Source organism: Petrimonas mucosa, assembly GCF_900095795.1.
Taxonomy (GTDB): Bacteria; Bacteroidota; Bacteroidia; order Bacteroidales; family Dysgonomonadaceae; genus Petrimonas; species Petrimonas mucosa.
The window spans coordinates 1,321,773-1,342,077 of record NZ_LT608328.1; the positions used below are offsets into that span (position 1 = coordinate 1,321,773).

Sequence of the window (20,305 nt, forward strand, 5' to 3'; positions counted from 1 at the left end):
AGCGATTAAAATATATTATGATATGTCGATGTTTGCTTTAATAGCAATTTACTCCCCGTTTACATTGTAAAAGATTTAATAAGTATGAATAACCGCTACAAATATAGCATTTTTTTTGAAATATACAAAACAGAATGAAAAATAACTTAAAAAATAGTAAATGTTAAATCGGCTTCTGTAGCCATTTTGAAAATCTGATATTTTATAATTCATATATATTATGAAATGATAGTATAAATTAATATTCTTGCTCCTGCCTCATAGTCATGATTCGGGATTTTTAGGGTAATTCCCCATTTTTTTGAGTGAGCAACAAACTTTTTTTCAGGGAATTTGTTTGAGGAAGTAGGTGGTTACAAAATTGAAATAACATGACGTACAGCTTGAAAACACAATCGTTGCTTCTGCTTCTCGTAGCATTTTTTCCTTTCCGTGCCCATGCGCAGGAGATATCGATCAAGTCCAATTTACCTTCCTGGTTTACGGCAACAACCAATATCGGTTTCGAGTATGCCTTCGGAGAGAATATCAGCATGGAGCTGAGCGCAGGGATAAACCCCTTCACGAAGGGGGATGAGAGGCGGATGGAACACTGGGTTGTATGGCCCGAAGTGAGATACTGGATGAGCGACAACTTCGACGGCAGTTTCTTCGGTGTACATGGTGTGGGCGGCCGATACGATATTGGCGGAGTGAAGATGCCGTTCAATACCCTGAAGGGGTTAAGGGACAACCGCTATCGGGGTGGTGCAGTGGGATTCGGGTTCAGCTACGGCTACAAGTGGTTCTTCAGCGACAGCTGGGCTATTGAAGCTACGGCAGGCTTCGGCTTTGTCCGCTTCAGTTACGATCTCTACTCGCTGGGCAAGGATAGCAGCAAAACAGGTGAGGACAAGAAAGAGTATGCAGGTCCCAGCAAAGCGGCCATCTCCATTGTATATACTATCCGGTGAATGGAGCTGTTGCCATGATCCGCAAAATCATCCACATAGATATGGATGCCTTTTATGCCTCCATCGAACAGCGCGATAATCCTGAATATCGCGGTAAGCCGGTTGCAGTGGGTTATGGAGGCAAACGGGGCGTTGTGGCTGCGGCCAGTTATGAAGCCCGCCAGTATGGTATACATTCGGCCATGCCTTCGGTAACGGCGCTTCGGCGATGTCCCCGATTGATCTTCGTAGCACCCCGTTTTGAAAACTACAAGACGGTTTCCAACCAGATCATGCAGATTTTCCGGGAGTATACCGATAAGGTGGAGCCCCTCTCGCTCGACGAGGCGTTTCTGGATGTTACGGTAAACAAGATGGGGATGGAAGTTGCCACGCAAATTGCCAAGGAGATAAAAGAGAAGATTCACCGGCAGACCCTGTTGACCGCCTCGGCAGGAGTATCCTACAACAAGTTTCTGGCCAAGATTGCGTCCGACTATAAAAAGCCGGACGGATTGTATGTGATTACGCCCGAAAAGGCGGAAAGGTTCCTAGAAAAGCTGGCCATCGAGAAGTTTTTCGGAGTGGGTCGGGTTACCGCACAGCGGATGCACGAACTTGGAATAAGAACCGGCTACGAACTGAAGCGGTATACCGAAACGGAGCTGGTCCGTCATTTCGGAAAGGCCGGAACCTTATACTATCAGTTTGTCCGTGGCATCGACGAGCGTGAGGTGGAATCGGAGTATGTGCGAAAATCGTTGGGAGCCGAGGAGACTTTCGCCGAAGATCTTCATGAACTGGTCGACCTGCTGCATGCCCTCGATGAGATTGCCCGCGAGGTGCACCGAAGGGCCCAAAAGCGAAACTTCCTGGCCAGGACATTGACACTGAAGATCAAGTATGCCGATTTTACAACTGTTTCCCGAAGCAGGACCGTACCCTACTATCTAAAAACCTATGACCAGCTGTTTGATCTGGGCAAGGAGCTGCTTTTACAGGTAGACGATATCGGAGAGCGCAGCATACGGCTGATGGGGTTGACACTGAAGAATGCTTCAAATGATCAGGTGATGCCAGCCAGCCAGCCCCTGCAACTCTCTTTGGACTTCAGGGAATAAACTTTTCGGGATGCTTCGCCTGGATATCCTTGTAGTATGACCTGATCTTGACAATATCGGCCGCGTAGTCGCCAGTCGGATAAAAGAGGTCGATAATCGACGCCTCCCTTTTGCCGTAATCGAGTCCGATCAAAAGAATAGGTACGTTGGCTTTCAGTGCAATGAAATAGAACCCTTTCTTCCATTCTTTGACCGGTTTTCGGGTTCCTTCGGGGGTTATGGCAAGTTGTAGCCTCTCCTGTTTCTCAAATTCCGCCGCCAAGGCTCCGGTCATCGAGTTGTTCCTGCTCCGTTCTACCGGAATCCCGCCGATACTTTTGAAGAAGAGGTTGAAAGGGAAAACAAACCACTCCTTTTTGATCAGGAAATTAGCGGTTCTACCTATGGAGGAGTAGGCCAGCTTCCCGATGATAAAATCCCAGTTGCTTGTATGCGGTGCCACTACGATAATGCATTTGGGTACATCTGGAAAGGTGTTCCTTACCTTCCATCCCAGGATATTGTTGAGAATAAACTTGCTGATGTTCATTGATTTATTAATTCACTGTTTTCTGCCGATCCGTGAGGTTGCCGTCAACCTTTCAAACCATCTAACTCCAACGTTAGACGCTCCCAATTGTTCATGACAACATCCAATTTATTTTTGGTCTCCAGATAATTTTGCAGCAGATCTAAATCGGAAGCCCCTTCGGGAGTGGAGAGGCGAGCCTCCAATTCTGCCAGCTGCTGATCCAGCCGGGTGATTTTCTCTTCAATCTCCTCTATCTCCTTCTCCTTACGCCTGACCAGCCGGTTCTGCTCTTTCTGTTCCTGGTAGGAGAGCTTGCCTTCAGAGGGTGACACCTCTCGCTCCTTCTGACTGTTTGTTACGGGAGATTTTGAAAGTTCCAGTTGCTGGAGGTTTTCGAGTCTCTTTTTGGAGAGAAAGTCGTAGATTCCTCCCATATGTTCCCTTACTTCACCTCCGCCAAATTCATAAACCTTCCCTACCAGCTCATTGAGGAAGTCGCGGTCGTGCGACACGATAATTGCAGTGCCGTCGAATTCGCGTATCGCCTTTTTCAGCACCTCTTTCGATGCGATGTCGAGGTGGTTGGTAGGTTCGTCCAGAATCAGCAGGTTTACCGGTTCCAGCAGCAGTCTGATCATCGCCAGCCGGGTGCGCTCACCGCCTGACAAGACCCGTACCTTTTTGTCGGATGCCTCACCTCCAAACATGAATGCCCCCAGTATATCCCTGATCTTGGTACGGATGTCGCCTACCGCAACCTGGTCGATCGTTTCAAATACCGTCAGGTTCTCATCGAGCAGTTGGGCCTGGTTTTGCGCAAAATAGCCTATCTTCACATTATGTCCCAGTTCCAGTTTCCCCTCGAACCCGATTTCGCCCATGATACATTTTATCAATGTCGATTTTCCTTCACCGTTTTTCCCCACAAATGCAACTTTTTCACCCCGATTGATGGTGAACGTTACGTTTGAAAATACACGGTGCTCTCCGTAGTGTTTGGCCAGATTCTCCACGACGACCGGATAGGAGCCGGAGCGTGGTGCGGGGGGGAACTTCAGGTTGAGGCGGGAGTTGTCCACCTCATCCACCTCGATGCGCTCGATCTTCTCAAGTTGCTTGATGCGCGACTGCACCTGATTGGATTTGGTTGCTTTGTACCGGAACCGTTCGATGAACGCCTCGGTCTCCTGAATCTGTTTCTGCTGGTTCTCATAGGCGCGAAGCTGCTGTTCACGCCTCTCTTTCCGGAGCTCCAGGTATTTGGAGTAGTTTACCTTGTAGTCGTGTATATTGCCCAGCACGATCTCGATGGTCCGGTTGGTCACGTTATCCAGAAAAGCCTTGTCGTGCGAGACCAGTATCACTGCATTGGTGCGTGAAACCAGAAAGTTCTCCAGCCACTGGATCGACTCAATATCGAGGTGGTTGGTAGGTTCGTCCAGCAAGAGGAGGTCGGGCGAGCGCAGCAGGATCTTGGCCAGCTCGATACGCATTCGCCAACCACCGCTAAATTCGTGTGTGGGGCGGTCGAAATCCGACCGGTTGAATCCCAGCCCAAGCAGTGTCTTTTCGGTTTCAGCCTCGAAATCGTTGATGCCCGACATCAGCAACAACTCCTGGACATCGGTTGAGCGCTGGATAATCTGCCGGTATTCATCCGACTCGTAATCGGTCCGTTCTGCCAACTGGCGGTGCAGCCTCTCCAGCTCACCTTCCAGCTGCTTCAGATGATCGAATGCAAGTGCCGCCTCCTCTTTCACCGTGTGCTCATCGTTGAGCTTCATCTGTTGCGGCAGATAGCCTATCGTAACCTCTTTCGGAGAGGAGATGGTGCCGTTTGTAGGTTGTTGTGCTCCAGCTATCAGTTTCAACAGTGTCGATTTGCCGGCACCATTTTTTCCGGTCAGGGCAATACGTTCGTTCTTGTTCAGCACAAAAGAGATCCCGTCCAGCAGGGTAAACCCGCCGAACTCGACCGTCAGATTTTCGATGGAGATCATGCCGTACTTTTAATGGGCTAATTTTTGAACAAGTTCCGCTACAGTGACCGATGTTTGTTCTCCCGATTTCATCTCCTTTAATGTAATCTTCCCCTCTTTGATCTCATTTTCACCCACCAGGGCCACAAACGGGATCCGATTGCTGTCGGCATACGATAGCTGTTTTTTCATTTTGGCCGCTTCGGGGTAGATTTCGACAGAGATACCTTTCCCTCTTAGTTGCGTGAGGATGGGGAGCAGGTACGACGCTTCCCTGTCGCCGAAGTTGGCAAACAGCAGGTCGGTACTGTAGGTGGAGTTGCCGGGAAAGAGATCGAGCTGGTTGAGAACATCGTAGATGCGGTCGGCTCCGAAGGAGATTCCCACGCCCGACACGCCCGGTAGTCCGAAGATGCCGGTGAGATTGTCGTAACGTCCTCCCCCCGTGATGCTTCCGATCTCCACATCCAACGCTTTTACCTCGATGATGGCTCCGGTGTAGTAATTGAGGCCGCGGGCCAACGTGAGGTCAAGCTCAAGGTCACACCCGATGGAGAGCAATCCGATTTTATCGAGGATGAACTCCAGTTCATCCACCCCTTTCAGTCCCGTTTCGGAAGTGGAGAGTACGCTTTTCAGCGTTGTCAGCTTCTCCCGGTTGCTCCCACCGAGCAGGATAATGGGCTGCAGTCGCTCGATTGCTGATTCAGATATCCCTTTCTCCCGAAGTTCGGCATTTACATTGTCCAGCCCGATTTTCTCTAGTTTGTCGATCGCAACGGTAATGTCGGTGATCTTGTCGGCCTCACCTATGATTTCGGCAATTCCGGAGAGAATCTTCCGGTTGTTGAGTTTTACCGACACGCGGATGTTGAGCCTGCGGAACACTTCGTCGATGATCTGTATCAGCTCCACCTCGTTGAGCAACGAGTCGGACCCGACGATATCGGCATCGCACTGGAAAAACTCGCGGTAACGCCCTTTTTGTGGACGGTCTGCCCGCCACACGGGCTGAATCTGAAACCGTTTGAAGGGGAAGGATATCTCGTTGCGGTGCATTACGACATACCGTGCAAAAGGGACAGTAAGGTCGTAGCGCAGACCCTTTTCCGAAATCTTGGCGGCTGTCTTTGCCGAATTTCCTTCGGTGATGTCGTCGCAACTCATGTCGGACAGAAAATCACCTGAATTGAGGATCTTGAACAGGAGCTTGTCTCCCTCCTCGCCATATTTACCCATCAGCGTGGAGAGATTCTCCATGGCCGGTGTCTCGATCTGCCGGAAACCGTAAAGTCGGTACACCTCCTTGATGGTGTCAAAAATATAGTTGCGTCTCGCCATCTCCTGGGGCGAAAAATCACGCGTCCCTTTTGGTATGCTCGGTTTTTGCATTGTCGGTTCTCTTTGTTTGGACTGCAAAGATAATCAATTTTAAGGTAAAAAACCGCATTGCAGTCAGTTGCAATACGCTTGAACCGGTCCGATAAACCTATTTCCCGTTACATGATCCTTACAACAGATTGCTTGCCAGTTCAGATAGTTCGCTCCGTTCTCCCTTTACCAGGTTCACATGGGCAAAGATCTGCTGACCCTTCATCTTGTCGATCATGTAGGCCAAACCGTTGGATTGCGAATCGAGGTAGGGTGAATCTATCTGCTGCAGGTCGCCCGTAAACACCATCTTGGTGCCTTCGCCCGCGCGGGTGATGATGGTCTTTATTTCGTGCGGTGTGAGGTTCTGTGCCTCGTCGATAATGCAGTAGGTCTCGCTCAGGCTTCGTCCGCGGATAAATGCAAGCGCCTCGACCTCAAGTTTTCCCGATTTCTGCATCTCTTCGAGAACCCGTTGTTCGGCACTGTTGGGGCCGAGCTGTGATTTAATCACGTTCAGGTTGTCGAACAATGGCTGCATATAGGGAGCCACCTTCTGTTTCTGATCGCCGGGCAGATATCCCAGATCCTTATTGGAGAGGGAGACGATGGGTCTGGCGAGCAGGATCTGACTGTACTGCTTGTTTTGTTTCAGGGCTGCGGCCAGTGCCAGCAAGGTTTTACCCGTTCCGGCCTTTCCGGTGATTCCTACCAGCTTGATGTCGGGATCGTTCAATACGCCCAGTGCAAATGTCTGTTCTGCGTTTCTGGGAGAGATGCCGAAGCTGGGCTCCTTCTCTACCCGGATGATCTTTTGCGTAAACGGATTGTATCTTGCAAGAGCGCTGTTACGTTCGCTTTTCAGGACAAAAGAGTCGTTGGGCACGAGCGGGCTGTCGAAAGTAAACTCATCCACACTTACGCCTGCCGGTTGTGCGTAGAGCTTATCGATCAGGTCGGGATTCACCCCCTCAACCACCTGTTCACCCTTACCGAAAACATCGATGTCGACCACCTTGTCGTTGATATAGTCTTCAACCGGAATGCCCAGCGAGCGCGCTTTCATTCGCAGGTTGATATCCTTGGTGACTAGTATGGTCTTCATTTTCGGGTGCTTCTCGGTCACATCCAGCACGGTGGAGAGAATCCGGTTGTCAGGAGTCCTTTCGGGAAACGCCTCGACAATCTTTTCATGTGCTTTTACGCTGTTTACGATATAGAGCTTGCCGCGTCCGACACCGAGGTCGGCGCCCTGCTTGAAGAGGTTGTCGTCGGTGATCATATCGAGTTCGCGCACAAAAGCCCGTGCATTGAAATTGATCTGCTCATTGCCCTTCTTGAATTTGTCTAGTTCCTCCAGAACAACAAAGGGGAGGTAGATGTCGTTCTCTTCAAAATTTTCGTAGAAGCTGTAATCGTGAAGAATAACGTTCGTGTCGATGATGAAATTTTTTTTGTTGGCCATATACTCAATCGTTTTGTGGTATGTTTCACTCCAGATCCCGGTAATAAATTTTGTTATTAACGCAAAGCAGCGGTTTTTGTTCACCCTCTGCTCATCTCTTCCGACCGGCGTCTGGCGGCATCCAGTACCCCCTCGAAATGCCTCCCGATCTCGTGCTGGCGAAAGTATTCCAGTCCGGCCTGGGTCGTGCCTCCCTTGCTGGTAATGTTCCGGATAAGCTCTTCGATGCTGTAGTTTAACTGGTTTTCAGCAAAATATTGCGTTGTTCCTTGTGTGAGCTCGAGCAGCAGTTCGTCCAGAACGTTTCCCGGCAGCTCAAATTCCCGCATCTTTTCCTTGAAGATCTGGATGAATGCCAGGATAAAGGCGGGACCGCTTCCGAAGACCGATGTGAAGAGATCGAAACCCTCCTCGTTCAGCTTGACGGCTTTCCCCAACTGCGAGAGGATCTCGAAGATAGCTTCCGTATGGGGGTTGTGAGGTTGATTCGTTGCAAACGCCGTAACCGATTTCCGGTAAGCTATGGCCAGGTTTGGCATGATGCGTACGATCGGAACCCTGTTGCCCAGGTACTTTTCAATGAATGCGATGCTCTTTCCGGCAACTGGCGAAACAATCACTTTTTCTTCCAGTTTCAATGGTTGCAGCTGCTCGAGTATTCCCCCGATATCCTGTGGCTTGACGGCAATCCAGATTACATCGGCAAAAGAGACCAACTCCTCGATTCGGTCGAAGTAGTGCATCTTCACCCCCTTTTTGCTCCGGGCGAAGTAGGCAAACTCGATGCCATTAACCCGCTCAAGCCCCTGGTAGACTGCTTTGGCCAGATTCCCAAAACCGATAAATCCGTATTTCATGGTTTGTCATTGATAGTTGTTTTCACTGCTACTGCCGTGAATTTAGTGAAGGGTATCGTGCCGTTCAGCGCCTGGATGATGTAATTTTCCCGTTGTCCGTTTACAATCCACATCTCCACACCGTGCTTCTTGCAGATCTCTGCAGCGTGTACTTTTGACGACATTCCACCGGTGCCCAGTGTCGACTCCTTCTCTTCAATACAGTGAGCCACTGAGTCGAGGTCGGTCACCTCCGTGATCAGTTCGGCCTCTTTATGCAGATGCGGATTACAGGTATAAACGCCGTCGATGTCTGAAACGAGGATAAGCAGATCGGCAGCGGTGATCACCGCAACCAGTGCGGAGAGCTTGTCGTTGTCGCCCAGCACGATCTCCTCAATGGAGACGGTATCATTTTCATTGACGATGGGGATATAGTCCACCTCCCAGAGTTTATTGATGGTGTTCCGCGTATTCTCGTTTGCCGTTTCGTTCTCGAAATCGCGATAGGTGAGCAGTATTTGTGCGATATTTAATCCGAAAGTGCGGAAGATGCCGTCGTAGAGCTCCATTAATTTGGTCTGACCAATGGCGGCCATGGCCTGTTTGGAGTCGACATTCCTGTGATAACCGTTGATTTCGACAAATTGTCGTGCAGTTGCAATGGCCCCGGAGGAGACGATAACGATGTCGAACTCTTTTTTCAGCTCTACAATCTGCCGCGCCAGGCTTTCGATAACCGCAAAGGATATGCGGTTGGTTCCCGCTGTAAGCGTGGAGGTGCCAATCTTTATTATCAGTTTCTTTTTCATAAATTATTTGCGTACTTGTCCCTTCCCATAGATGAACCACTTGTTGGTGACCAGTTCCTGCGAACCGAGGGGACCGCGGAAATGGAGTTTTTGCGTGCTGATGGCAATCTCTGCCCCCACACCGAACTGCCCCCCGTCGGTAAACCGCATGGAGGCATTGTGATAGACAGCTGCACAGTCCACCCGCTGCATGAAAATATCCGCTTTCGCCTTCTCTTCGGTTACGATAACGGCCGAATGACCTCCGGAATAACGGTTTATCATGCTTATGGCCTCATCCAGGTCGCCAACCAGTGAAAAATAGATCTTGGGTGCCAGAAATTCCTCGTAAAGCACGGCTTCATCCTCAATCTCCCGGATCTGTGCGCAGTGCGAAACTGTTTCGCTGTTGCCCCAAACCTCAATCCCCTTGTCCAGCAGTTGTGAAACAAAGCAGGAAAGTTTCTCTGTCAGTCCGGGCATCCCTCTGTTCACCAGCACCTTGTCGAGAGCATTGCAGACACTGATGCGCTGTTTGCCGTTGAGGATCAACCGTGCAGCCATCTCTACATCGCAATTCTCATCCAGATACATGAAGTTGTTGCCCCGTCCGCTTACAATCACAGGTACGGACGAATTGCCGGTTACAAACTCAATGAGCGCATCTCCTCCCCGAGGAATGATGATGTCGACATGGTGCCTGTTTTCCCTGATCAGCCGTCGTGTCTCGTCGCGCGATAAATTGAGGTATTCCACGAAGTTGGGGTCGTAGCCGTTCGACGAGAGCGACTGCTGCCATAGCTCCGTCAGATAGCTGTTTGTCTGTAGCGACTCTTTTCCACCTTTCAAGAGAACGCGGTTCCCTGCCTTGAATGCCGTTGCCGCAGCCTCGATGGTTACATCGGGACGCGATTCGTAAATGATCAGGATCGTTCCAAACGGAACGGAACGGTTGACGACCCTCAATCCGTCGTCGCGTGTGAAATCGTAGAGAATCTTTCCCTCGGGGTCCTCTTGGGCGGCCACCTCACGCAAGGAGCGGATCATCCCGTCAATTTTACGCCCGTCCACCTTCAGCCTGTCTTTCAGCGACTCGTCCGAACCGTCGGCCGCCTCCATGTCAAGTCTGTTTCTATGCAGGATTTCCAGCCTGTTCTTATTCAACAGGTCGGCCAAACCGAGCAAAACGTTATCTTTTGAAGAGAGAGCCATGTTAAATGTGTGAAATAGTAAAAAATCAAGCTACAAAGATAGCAATTTATTTGATATCGGTCTCCCGGAAAAGTTGAACATCTAAAAGTTCCAGATTGTACCGATGTAGAAATGGCGTGGAGCACCCGGATAGTAGTATCGCGGTTCAGCATTGCCAGCAGCAACCGCATTGACAGTGAGCATCGAGGCATAATGGGTGCCGGTCGCGTTGTTTACACCGGCATGCAGTTCAACGCGTCCAGATGTCGTTATCGGCAGCAGGTAACCCACTTTGGCGTCCGTCAACTGATAGCCATCGGCTGTCACGCTATTGGCATCATTGATGAACTGCTTGCCCGTATACTGGAACCGTACACCCAGGTGTAGCGGTTCCAGCGGTTTCCAGTCGAAATATGTCTGGAAAAGATGGGAGGGAATGCCAGGGAGCTGATTGCCGTCGTAAATGTTACCATCATCGGTAAAGTCGACAAACCGGTTTTGCGAAAAGGTACAACTGCTGTTTATATTGAGGCTGCCCGGGAAATGGCCCCGATAGAAAACCTGCTGTCGCCACAGGAGTTCGATCCCCCGGTGTCGGCTCCTGCCGGCGTTGATCCCGGTAAAGATCTCGTCGGTCAGCCGTTTTGTCACGATCAGGTTGTGCAGATCTATCCGGTAGAGGGTTGCATCGATCTGAGTAGTGCCGTGAAGCAGGTTGAGCCGGATACCCGCCTCGTACTGCCACCCCTGCTCCGGTTTAAGCCCCCTGTTGATACTGCCCTCGGGCAGCAGTGTCTCTTCGGGCGAAGGCATTGAAAAGCCGTGGCCCACAGATGCGTAGAGGGCCACTTTGCTGTCGGGAGCATAATTGATACCGATGCGTGGGGAGACTGTGAGCGGAAAGGTGCGCTCTCCTCCCTGGTCACCGTTATCCGGGAACCTGTCCTTCAGCCTGTACCGGATACGGTTGACTGCTCCCCCCAGTGAGATGTTCCATTTGGGTGAGGGACGTAAATGGATCATTGTGAAAAAGTTCAAGTGGTAACGGGTCTCGCTGTTCCGGTTGATGATCGCCTCCTCCCTGTCCACTCTCCACCGGTAGGTGTCGCTAATCCACTCCAGCCCGACCAGGATGTCGTATCTTTCGGCATGAAAGCTCAACCTGTCCCGAACACCGCCGCCATAGGTGCCGTCGGTCAGGTTGTTGAAGGGACGTTTTTCGTAACTCTCCGTCCATCTGCCGAAGGTTGTCAACCTGTTGACCCATCCCTCACCAAGGCGGTTCTCGAGCGAAATTCCCGCAACTCCCCGGCCATATCGCTTGAATCCTTCAATTGCTTTCCAGTTGGGCGCAGCCGCACCCGGATCGGTTTCAAACAATGTTTTGCCGATGGAACTGGGAATAGCAGCATCCATTTCCAGCAGCAGGAGTGTGTACTCCAGGGTGTGGGCACTCTTCTCCAGTCTCCCCGACGAGAGCAACGAGGTCCGCCTGAGGCGGTTGTTTTCCCGGAAGCCGTCTGAACGGATATGACCGACATTTCCCGAGATCTTCAGGTCGTCCCGTACGTAGCTGCCGCCTGCCGATGCTTTTGCGGTGTTGAAACTCCCAACTTGCAGCCTGGCGGTAAATGAGCTCCGGAGTGGAGCCGGAGTCGACAGATTGATGTTGCCGCCCAGACCGGAGCCGTAGAGTGCCGATGCCGGTCCCTTGATGATCTCGATTCGTCCGATGCCGTCGAGGTCGATATCTTCGGGCGAGGAGATTCCGTCGGATGAGGTGATGGGGATATCGTTCAAATAGGCCTTGATCCGGTTTGTGTTGTATGGGGTTCTGCTGCCCATTCCCCTGATCACGATACGGTTGGTGGCGTAGGTTCCGCTGTGCATGTAAATGCCGGGAAGCGCATGCAGGATAGATGCGAAACTGTTGCCGTCGCCTCTCTGAACCTCTGTTCCGGCCAGGACCGAGATGTTGCCGGGAAGATGGTGCCACCGCAGGTTTGTCTGATGGGCGTTGACAACCACTTCGTTGAGGAGAAAGGTGGAGTCGTCCCCCTTGGGCAATGGTTCCTGGGCCGCGACGAAGAGTAGCGGGAGCAACAGTGACGAAATTAGGAGAATTGACCGTTGATGCATCATCCTGACAGCTATTCAACCGGTACAAGACGCACAATCATCCCCGGCTCTTCCAGCCCGATATAGACCAGTCCGTCGGGGCTCATCACCACGTTTCTGACCCGGCCAATACCTTCCACCAGCTTTTCGGTGTGAATCACCTTGTCTCCCTCCAGTACCATCCGCTCCACGTAATCGAAGCGGAGCGATCCCACCAGCAGGTTGTTTTCCCATCTTTTGAACCGGTTGCCCGTTACAACCGTCATTCCGCAGGGTGCTATCGATGGCGTCCACTGGAAAACCGGCTGTTCCATCCCCTCCTTCTCCGTCAGTTCGGTGAGTATGGTGCCGTCGTAGTTGATACCGTAGGAGATAACTGGCCAACCATAGTTCAACCCCGGTTTAATCAGGTTAAGCTCGTCACCGCCCATCGGTCCATGTTCGGTCTCCCACACCTCTCCCGTGAGGGGGTGGACAACCGTTCCCTGCGGATTGCGATGTCCGTAGCTGTAAATGGAGGGGATCGCTCCGGGAGTCTCCACAAAAGGATTGTCGGCCGGTATTCTTCCATCGTCATGAATCCGGTGGATCTTGCCATTCGTATTGTCGAGCCGTTGAGGAAAATCGAAATGTTGTCCCCGTTCACCCACACCGAAAAAGAGATAACCCTTCCCGTCGAATGCGAGCTTGCATCCCCAATGGTGCCCCTTGTCGGTGGCCGGTGATCCGGTAAAGAGAATCTGCTGGTCGGTCAATCGGTTCCCTTTCAAACGGGCACGCATCACGCCGGTTGAACCGATCTGTTCACTGGAAGTTGTGTCGAGTGCCGAATAGGAGATGTAGATCCAGCCGTTCTTGTCATACTCCGGATGAAGCGCCAGATCCAGCAGGCCTCCCTGGCCAAAGGCCATGATTGGTGGTAAACCCTCGATGGGGGCAGAGAGTTTCCCTTGTGAAAAGGTGTGCAGTCTCCCTTTCCGTTCCGAGATCAGGAGATTGCCGTCGGGCAGGAATGCCAGTCCCCAGGGAACCTCCAGTCCGGTAACCACGGTGTCGATCACAAGATTGTAGGCTTCCGAGCGGATGATGCCGTTGGCTGTCACTGCCGGTTTGAGCAGTGACCTGTCGGAAGGTATTCCCTGTTTTACATAGTCGGCCAGCTCCTTGATCTCCTTGTCGTTGAAAGTGTTGGCGAAGGCGGGCATGCCGATGGCCGGAATTCCCTCCCGGATGCTCCGCTCTATCGATGCACTCCCTGTCTCGTCCATCCATTGTTTGGCGGCAAATTTCTCCAGGCGATCGTCATGACATCCGGCACAGTAGGTCAGGTAATTGGATGCGGTATCGTCCGGACGTGACGTTTGGGACCAATTCTTGCAGGAGTGAATAACCTGAGTCAGGATCAGAACGGTACCCAGAAGTAAAAACCAATGTTGTCTCTTCATACGGCAATTTTTTGTCAATCAGGATGAAAAACAAATGTAGCATAAAATTCACAATTGAGGAGGGATCGATAAAATTTTAACCAGATACCCATTTTTATTCTGATAATTTCCTGAAAATCTCTTACCTTTGTGCGTTTTTTGAAAAAATTCAGTGGATTACTTATCAATAATGCTTATCGCCATCGGGCTTGCCATGGATTCGTTTGCCGTCTGTATCGGTAAAGGGATGTGCAGGCGGCACTTCTATCCGTGGCGTTCTGCACGAATAGCTCTAGTTTTTGGATTGTTTCAGGGGTTGATGCCATTTGCGGGTTATGCCCTTGGGATCAGTTTTGCCACCTGGATACAGGACTACGACCATTGGGTGGCCTTCTTCATCCTCTTTGTGATTGGAGTCAAGATGATCAGTGAAGGCTTTGTCGCCGGTTCCGGCGAAGAGTGTCTGGGCTGCGATTGTCAGGAGGATATGACCATCAACTGGAGGAAGGTGGTGGTATTGGCATTTGCCACCAGTATCGATGCGATGGCAATCGGTCTGGTCTTTGTATCCTATCCGGGAACCATAATGCGGGCGACGGTAACCATTGCCCTGGTTACCCTCTTATTTGCCTTTTCCGGAATGTTTATCGGGGTGCGGTTTGGTCGGAGATTCCGATTCAACGTGGAGATACTGGGCGGATTTATCCTGATGGCAATCGGAACGAAAATCCTTCTCGAGCACCTCGTCGCGGGGTAGGGTAGTGGAGTTACTCCGCCATTTCAGTCAATACCTGCCAAAGTACCTGTGCCTGATTGTGTACGGTATCCTTCGAGGCATACAGCAGCGTCACCGACTGATGCTCCCTCTCCAGTCTCTTGATTTCCATGAGTTTCTCCCTCTTTTCAGAAAGTTCCAGGGTATAATGCCGGGTAAACTCTTCCCACTTTGCCGTATCGTGGCAGAACCACTTGCGTAAATCGGCAGACGGAGCGATCTCCTTCATCCAGAGGTCGATCCTGGCGCTCTCCTTCGAGATGCCGCGCGGCCAGAGGCGGTCGACCAGTATGCGGTAACCATCCTCCTCCCCGGCAGGGTCATATAGACGTTTTATCCTGATCATAAGCTGCTATTCGATTAATTTTACGTAGGCACCTACTTTTCAATGCCGACCCGGTTCAGAATAAATGCAAATTCGAAAGCGGTATCCCGGATCCCGTCGTAACGTCCGGTAGCACCACCGTGGCCCGACTCCATGTTCATGTGCAGCAACAGGATGTTGTCGTCGGTTTTCAGTGACCGAAGTTTGGCAACATACTTGGTGGGTTCGTGGAACAGTACCTGTGAATCGTTGATCCCGCCGGTAACCAGCATGTTGGGATAGTTCTGCGCCTTGATGTTGTCGTAGGGCGAATAGGAGAGCATATAGTTGTAATACTCCTCCTCGTTGGGGTTTCCCCACTCTTCATATTCTCCCGTGGTGAGGGGGAGCGTATCGTCGAGCATGGTGTTGATCACATCCACAAACGGCACCTGTGCCACGATGGTCTGATAGAGGTCGGGACGCATATTGGCGACGGCTCCCATCAGCAGACCGCCCGCACTGCCACCCATTGCCGCCAGCTTGGAAGCGGACGTGTACTTTTCGTTGATCAGCAGTTCGCTGCAGGCAATGAAATCGGTAAAGGTGTTCTTCTTGCGGAGCAGTTTGCCATCCTCATACCACTGCTCACCCATGTCGCTTCCCCCACGAACCTGTGCAAGGGCATAAACGAAGCCGCGATCTATGAGACTGTACAGGCTTGCGCTGAAATAGACATCGGAGCTGCTCCCGTAGCTGCCGTAGGAGTAGATCAGTGCCGGATTGCTTCCATCCCGTTTTAATCCTTTCCTGTAGACGATGGCCATGGGAACCTTCACGCCATCGGGTGCCGTGGCCCAAAGCCTTTCTACAACATAGTCGTCGGGATTGAAGCCAGAGGGGATCTCCTGCTCCTTCAGCTTTACTGTTTTGCCGGTTGCAATATCATATTCGTACAGCGTGGAGGGGCGGTTGAGCGATGTATAGGAGTAACGGAAGGTGGTGGCGTCGTACTCCGGATTACCGTTCAACCCTGCCGAATAGACTGGCTCGGGGAAGACGATGCTCTTCACCTCACCCTCCCCCGAAACCGGTTTTGCGATGATCTCGCTCAGCCCGTTCCGGCGCAGCTCGATGGCCACATAATTCTTCAGGATGTCGATCCCTTCGATCCTGACGGTTTCGTCGTGCGGCAGGAACTCTTTCCAGCTGCTGCGGTCGTTGTGGGTGGCCAAGGGAACTTCGTAGATCTTCCCGTTCAGGTTCTCCTTGTCCTTGTATCGGACAAAGAATTTGTCGCGGTGCGGATATACCGAATACTCCACATCCTGAACACGGGGCAGGAAGAGCCTGAACTGCGCCATCGGCTTGTCGGCGGGGATGAATCGCTCGTCGGCGGTGGTAGAGCTGGCCGAGGAGATAAAGATATATTGCTTGGTCTTGCTGCCCGTGACGTAGGTGGAGAAGCGGGGGTCGCTCTCCTCGTACACCAGTTCCGCCTTGGGGGCATCCAGCTGCTGGCGCATGATGCGGTAGGAGCGCAGCGTGTTGTCGATAACCCCGTAGAAGAGCGTCTTGTTGTCGTTCGCCCAGGCTACCGATGTGGCTCCGTTGGCCGAGAACCCGACATCTTTGCCAGTGGTGAGGTCTTTCACCTTCAGGATGAACTCGGCGTACGATCCGGTTTCGTTATAGAAGTAGGCCGCCATGTTGTTGTCGGGACTGATTACATAACCCCTGAAGATGAAGGCCTGCTTCCCTTCCGCCATCCGGTTGACGTCGAAGATGATCTCCTCCGGAGCATCTATCGAACCTTTCCGGCGGCAATAGGTCCGGTACTGCTTCCCTTTTTCGGTTCGGCTATAGTAGTAGTAACCATCGGAAAGAGAGGGATAGCTCTCGTCATCCTCCTTCAGGCGGCCCACAATTTCGTCGTATATGGTCTGCTGCAGTTCTTTTGTCGAAGCCATTACCGTGTCGGTATACCCATTTTCGGCATTCAGGTATTCGATCACCTTCGGGTTGCTTTTCTCTTTCAACCAAAAGTAGTTGTCGACACGTCTCTGCCCGAAATTGACAAATGTCTCTGGTATCACCTCTGCTATTGGGGGGGCTGGAAAATCGGATTGTTTCAACATAGTGCTCTCTTTTCTGGATGGGTTGCAAGCCGTCATCAGCGATATTGCAACCAGTGGAATGATATAATTCCGGACTTGCATTGTTGTTTGGATTTATTCTTTTACAATTTGAACGCAAACTGTCAGGGACAATGACCCCAACCGGGTGGCGAAAATTGCTGCAAATGTATGATTAATTATTGAGTGTTGCGATTTATGAACAAAAAAAAATATTCCTATGTTATACAATCGGTTTACTTAATTACAATATGCACAACCACAGTCATTCCCGTCAAAGCCCGGATGTGGGGAATATCCGTGCGGCCTTCTTTCTCAATCTCCTTTTTACGGTTATCGAGATAGTGGGGGGAGTGCTGACCAACAGCGTGGCGATTCTCTCCGATGCCGTACACGATCTGGGCGACAGCTTCTCGCTGGGCCTCTCCTGGTACTTTCAGAAGATTGCCAAACGTCCGCGAACCCGGAAATATACCTACGGATACCGGCGATTTTCCCTGATGGGAGCACTTGTCAATTCGGTTATTCTCACGGTTGGGAGTCTATTGATCCTGATAAATGCCGTGCCGCGGCTTTTCAGCCCGCAGCAGCCCGATGCAAGGGGGATGCTGTTGCTCGCCGTGCTGGGAGTACTTGTCAACGGGGCTGCGGTGTTGAGATTGAGAAGGGGACACTCGTTGAATGAAAAGGTGGTTTCGTTGCATATGCTCGAGGATGTGCTGGGCTGGCTAGCTGTATTGGTCGGCGCCGGCATCATGTATTTCGTCGACGCTCCTTTTATCGACCCGCTGCTCTCCATTCTCATTTCGCTCTACATCCTTTTCAATGTCTACCGGAACATCCGTCAAAGCATGCAGATCATCCTGCAGGGCAGTCCCGGAGTAGTCAGCCCGGATGAGGTGGAGAAAGCGGTGAAATCACTGGAAAAGGTGAGCGGAATCCACGACCTGCACATCTGGTCGGTAGACGGAGAGTACAACGTGATGACGCTTCACGTCGTACTCTCCGAACCGCTGTCCATGAATCAGTTGCACCAGCTGAAGGCGGAGATCAGAAAGCGGTTGCACCAGCTGGATGTGCAACACATCACCATCGAGTTTGAAACCCCCGATGAGGATTGTGACCTGGAGGTCTGCTCCTGATTACCGCTTCGCTTCGTTTGTCATGTAGAATACCAGCGAGGCGCCCTCCATGATATCCCGGTAACTGATCGTTTTTTCGTTGTAGGGCTTCCCGTTGAGTTCCACCCTTTCCACATGCAGATTCTCTTCCGAAAGCTCTTTTGCCTCCACGGTGAACCGTTTGCCGTTACCCACATTGATCGATGCCGATTTTACCTGCGGGGCTCCCAGCACAAACTCTCCACTTGCGGGATTCATCGGGTAGAAGCCCATTGCCGAGAAGATGTACCAGGCCGACATCTGGCCGCAATCGTCGTTTCCGATCAGGCCGTCGGGCCTGTTCTTGTAGAAATCGTTGCAGATCTGCCGGACGAGGCGCTCTGTCTCCCATGGACGGTCGAGGTAGGCATAGATGTAAGCCACATGGTGGCTCGGCTCATTTCCGTGTGCATACTGTCCGATCAGTCCCGTCACATCCGCCAGTTTTCCGGTTGTCTCCTGTTTGGTGTTGAACAGGTAGTCCAGCACTTCGCCTGCCTTCTCCTTTCCACCCATCCACTCGATCAGGCCAGGAATGTCGTGCATCACGTGCCAGGTATATTGCAGGGCGTTGCCTTCGGTGTAATGTCCCCCGATATTGGAGTCGGCATGTGCCAGGGCGTAGGGATCGAAGGGAGTGAGCCACTCTCCTTTGGAGTCTTTGGGACGCATGGTGTTGGTACTCTTGTCGTAGTGATTCTTATAGTAGTCGGCCCGCTTCCTGAAGAAGGCGGCATCTTCCCTCTTGCCCAGCTTCTCGGCAAAGAGAGCCATACAGTAGTCGTCGAATCCGCATTCAAGCGTGCGGGAGACCGACTCCAGCCTGATCAGGTCGTATGGATAGTAGCCATACTTGTCGTAGATATCCCAGTTCGACTTGTAATGGCTGCTTTCGGTAAGCGATCTTCTGATCTCGTTGTATGCCCGTTCCGGATCAAAGCCGGTGAATCCTTTCAGGTAGGCATCCACAATCATCGGTACCGAATGGTTGCCGATCATGGTGTAGGTCTCCTGTCCCCACAGCGACCAGATGGGCAGGTGTCCCTGCTGTTCGCTGTAGTCGAGCATGGAGTTGATAAAGTCGGGTATCAGCTCCGGCGTCAGGATGGTATAGAGCGGGAAGGCGGCCCGGAAGATATCCCATTGCGACCAGGTGGAGTAAAATTTTCCGGTAGGCGATTGCGACACTTCACGGTTCGGCCCGGTATACTTCCCGTCTACATCGGCAATGTTGTTGGGCTGAATGAAGAGGTGATACATCGAGGTGTAGAAGTTCTCCTTGTCGGCTTCCGAACCATCGATCGTCACCTTGGCCAGGTAGCTGTTCCAGGCATCTTTTGCCCTGTTTCTGACCGACTCGAACTCCCAGTCGGGAACTTCGGCTGCCAGATTGGCCCTGGCTCCCTCCACGCTGGCCGACGACATGCCGATCTTCATGTTGAGCGTCTCCCCATCCTGCATATCAAATGTCAGCAGATAGCGTGCCCCCTTCTCCTGTGGGGCCCGTTTGGGCAGTTCTTCCCTGGTGAGGATCGGCTTGTCGAACTCGATCACGAAATAGTAGACCCGCTGCACCCACTCTGTTCTGCGGGTAAATCCGGAGATTACCCGGTCGCTTTCGAAATTGATCTCCTGGTCCAGCACATGGGTGTGGATCCGGGCATCCTGCCACACCAGCCCGCTCTGGAAATCTGCCAGGATATTGGCCGTTTCTCCTTTTGGATATCGATACCTGTGGAAGGCCACGTGGGGAGAGGCGGTGATCTCCACCCCAACCTCGTTGTCGGAGAGCTCTACCGTATAGTATCCGGGCGAGGCCTTCTCCTTCGCCTTGTCGAAACGGCTGTCGTAATTTTCACGTTTCTCGCCCGAAAATGGCTGTATCAGCAGATCTCCAAGATCCACGCACCCAGTTCCGTTCAACCGGTTCTGTGTGAAACCCTGGATCAGTGAATCCTCATAAAAGTAGCCTGCACAATATTCCCAGGTGAAATTCCCGGTTTGCGGTCCTGCCTGGATCATGCCCAGGGGGTAGGTAGCCCCTGGAAAGGTGTGGCCGGTGAAGGCGGTACCGATAAAGGGGTTCACATATCGGGTGAGGTCGGCTCCGTCGCTTGCATTCTCCTGTCTGTTTTGTGTGCAGGCCACAGCCAGCAAGGCTGTGGCTACACAATAAATGAATCTCTTCATCT

General features: G+C 51.8%; 16 protein-coding genes. 4 read left to right on the top strand and 12 right to left on the bottom strand.

Features of this window, described 5'->3' with window-relative positions:
• Nucleotides 1–371: 371 nt before the first annotated feature.
• Both ING2E5A_RS05225 and dinB read left to right on the top strand, forming a co-directional pair.
• Nucleotides 372–953, top strand: coding sequence for a DUF3575 domain-containing protein (locus ING2E5A_RS05225; protein ID WP_083373201.1), 582 nt, complete (start codon nucleotides 372–374; stop codon nucleotides 951–953).
• Nucleotides 954–967: 14 nt separating this feature from the next.
• The gene (gene dinB, locus ING2E5A_RS05230; protein WP_083373202.1) at nucleotides 968–2,053 is read left to right on the top strand and encodes a DNA polymerase IV; all 1,086 of its coding nucleotides are present in this window, start codon (nucleotides 968–970) and stop codon (nucleotides 2,051–2,053) included.
• Here dinB and ING2E5A_RS05235 read toward each other — a convergent pair.
• The 9 genes from ING2E5A_RS05235 to ING2E5A_RS05275 all read right to left on the bottom strand — a co-directional run bounded on the left by ING2E5A_RS05235 (nucleotide 2,043) and on the right by ING2E5A_RS05275 (nucleotide 13,760).
• Nucleotides 2,043–2,582 carry a 1-acyl-sn-glycerol-3-phosphate acyltransferase gene (locus tag ING2E5A_RS05235; protein ID WP_071136500.1) on the bottom strand — a complete coding sequence of 180 codons (540 nt, stop codon included), beginning with the start codon at nucleotides 2,580–2,582 and terminating at the stop codon, nucleotides 2,043–2,045. The two genes, dinB and ING2E5A_RS05235, sit on opposite strands and share 11 nt — an antisense overlap.
• 44 nt (nucleotides 2,583–2,626) lie before the next feature.
• Nucleotides 2,627–4,564 carry an ABC-F family ATP-binding cassette domain-containing protein gene (locus ING2E5A_RS05240; RefSeq protein ID WP_071136501.1) on the bottom strand — a complete coding sequence of 646 codons (1,938 nt, stop codon included), beginning with the start codon at nucleotides 4,562–4,564 and terminating at the stop codon, nucleotides 2,627–2,629.
• Nucleotides 4,565–4,573: 9 nt separating this feature from the next.
• The gene (hisS, locus tag ING2E5A_RS05245) at nucleotides 4,574–5,935 is read right to left on the bottom strand and encodes a histidine--tRNA ligase (RefSeq protein ID WP_071136502.1); all 1,362 of its coding nucleotides are present in this window, start codon (nucleotides 5,933–5,935) and stop codon (nucleotides 4,574–4,576) included.
• 118 nt (nucleotides 5,936–6,053) lie between these two features.
• Nucleotides 6,054–7,379 carry a PhoH family protein gene (locus ING2E5A_RS05250; protein WP_071136503.1) on the bottom strand — a complete coding sequence of 442 codons (1,326 nt, stop codon included), beginning with the start codon at nucleotides 7,377–7,379 and terminating at the stop codon, nucleotides 6,054–6,056.
• A gap of 80 nt (nucleotides 7,380–7,459) precedes the next feature.
• Nucleotides 7,460–8,236, bottom strand: a complete 777-nt coding sequence (locus ING2E5A_RS05255; RefSeq protein WP_071136504.1) for a pyrroline-5-carboxylate reductase family protein — start codon at nucleotides 8,234–8,236, stop codon at nucleotides 7,460–7,462.
• Complete coding sequence (proB, locus tag ING2E5A_RS05260; protein ID WP_071136505.1) at nucleotides 8,233–9,027, bottom strand: glutamate 5-kinase; 795 nt, start codon at nucleotides 9,025–9,027, stop codon at nucleotides 8,233–8,235. Before proB ends, ING2E5A_RS05255 begins: the two co-directional genes overlap by 4 nt.
• A 3-nt stretch (nucleotides 9,028–9,030) precedes the next feature.
• The gene (locus tag ING2E5A_RS05265; RefSeq protein ID WP_071136506.1) at nucleotides 9,031–10,218 is read right to left on the bottom strand and encodes a glutamate-5-semialdehyde dehydrogenase; all 1,188 of its coding nucleotides are present in this window, start codon (nucleotides 10,216–10,218) and stop codon (nucleotides 9,031–9,033) included.
• An 81-nt stretch (nucleotides 10,219–10,299) separates the two neighbouring features.
• Nucleotides 10,300–12,339 (bottom strand): TonB-dependent receptor, encoded by a 2,040-nt coding sequence (locus tag ING2E5A_RS05270; protein WP_083373203.1) that lies wholly within the window; start codon nucleotides 12,337–12,339, stop codon nucleotides 10,300–10,302.
• 8 nt (nucleotides 12,340–12,347) lie between these two features.
• Entirely contained in the window at nucleotides 12,348–13,760 is a 1,413-nt protein-coding gene (locus tag ING2E5A_RS05275; RefSeq protein WP_071136508.1) for a PQQ-dependent sugar dehydrogenase, read from the bottom strand.
• 151 nt (nucleotides 13,761–13,911) lie between these two features.
• Here ING2E5A_RS05275 and ING2E5A_RS05280 point away from each other — a divergent pair, with 151 nt between their 5' ends.
• Complete coding sequence (locus ING2E5A_RS05280) at nucleotides 13,912–14,496, top strand: manganese efflux pump MntP (RefSeq protein ID WP_071136509.1); 585 nt, start codon at nucleotides 13,912–13,914, stop codon at nucleotides 14,494–14,496.
• 10 nt (nucleotides 14,497–14,506) lie between these two features.
• Here ING2E5A_RS05280 and ING2E5A_RS05285 read toward each other — a convergent pair whose 3' ends face one another.
• Both ING2E5A_RS05285 and ING2E5A_RS05290 read right to left on the bottom strand, forming a co-directional pair.
• On the bottom strand, nucleotides 14,507–14,857 hold the full coding sequence (locus ING2E5A_RS05285; protein ID WP_197678537.1) for a DUF488 domain-containing protein: 351 nt from the start codon (nucleotides 14,855–14,857) through the stop codon (nucleotides 14,507–14,509).
• Nucleotides 14,858–14,892: 35 nt separating this feature from the next.
• Complete coding sequence (locus tag ING2E5A_RS05290; RefSeq protein ID WP_231960447.1) at nucleotides 14,893–16,956, bottom strand: S9 family peptidase; 2,064 nt, start codon at nucleotides 16,954–16,956, stop codon at nucleotides 14,893–14,895.
• A 248-nt stretch (nucleotides 16,957–17,204) separates the two neighbouring features.
• Here ING2E5A_RS05290 and ING2E5A_RS05295 point away from each other — a divergent pair, with 248 nt between their 5' ends.
• Entirely contained in the window at nucleotides 17,205–18,095 is an 891-nt protein-coding gene (locus ING2E5A_RS05295; RefSeq protein ID WP_071136511.1) for a cation diffusion facilitator family transporter, read from the top strand.
• On the opposite strand, the gene ING2E5A_RS05300 is transcribed toward ING2E5A_RS05295, so the two are convergent.
• Nucleotides 18,096–20,303 carry a GH92 family glycosyl hydrolase gene (locus ING2E5A_RS05300; RefSeq protein ID WP_071136512.1) on the bottom strand — a complete coding sequence of 736 codons (2,208 nt, stop codon included), beginning with the start codon at nucleotides 20,301–20,303 and terminating at the stop codon, nucleotides 18,096–18,098.
• Nucleotides 20,304–20,305 lie beyond the last annotated feature (2 nt).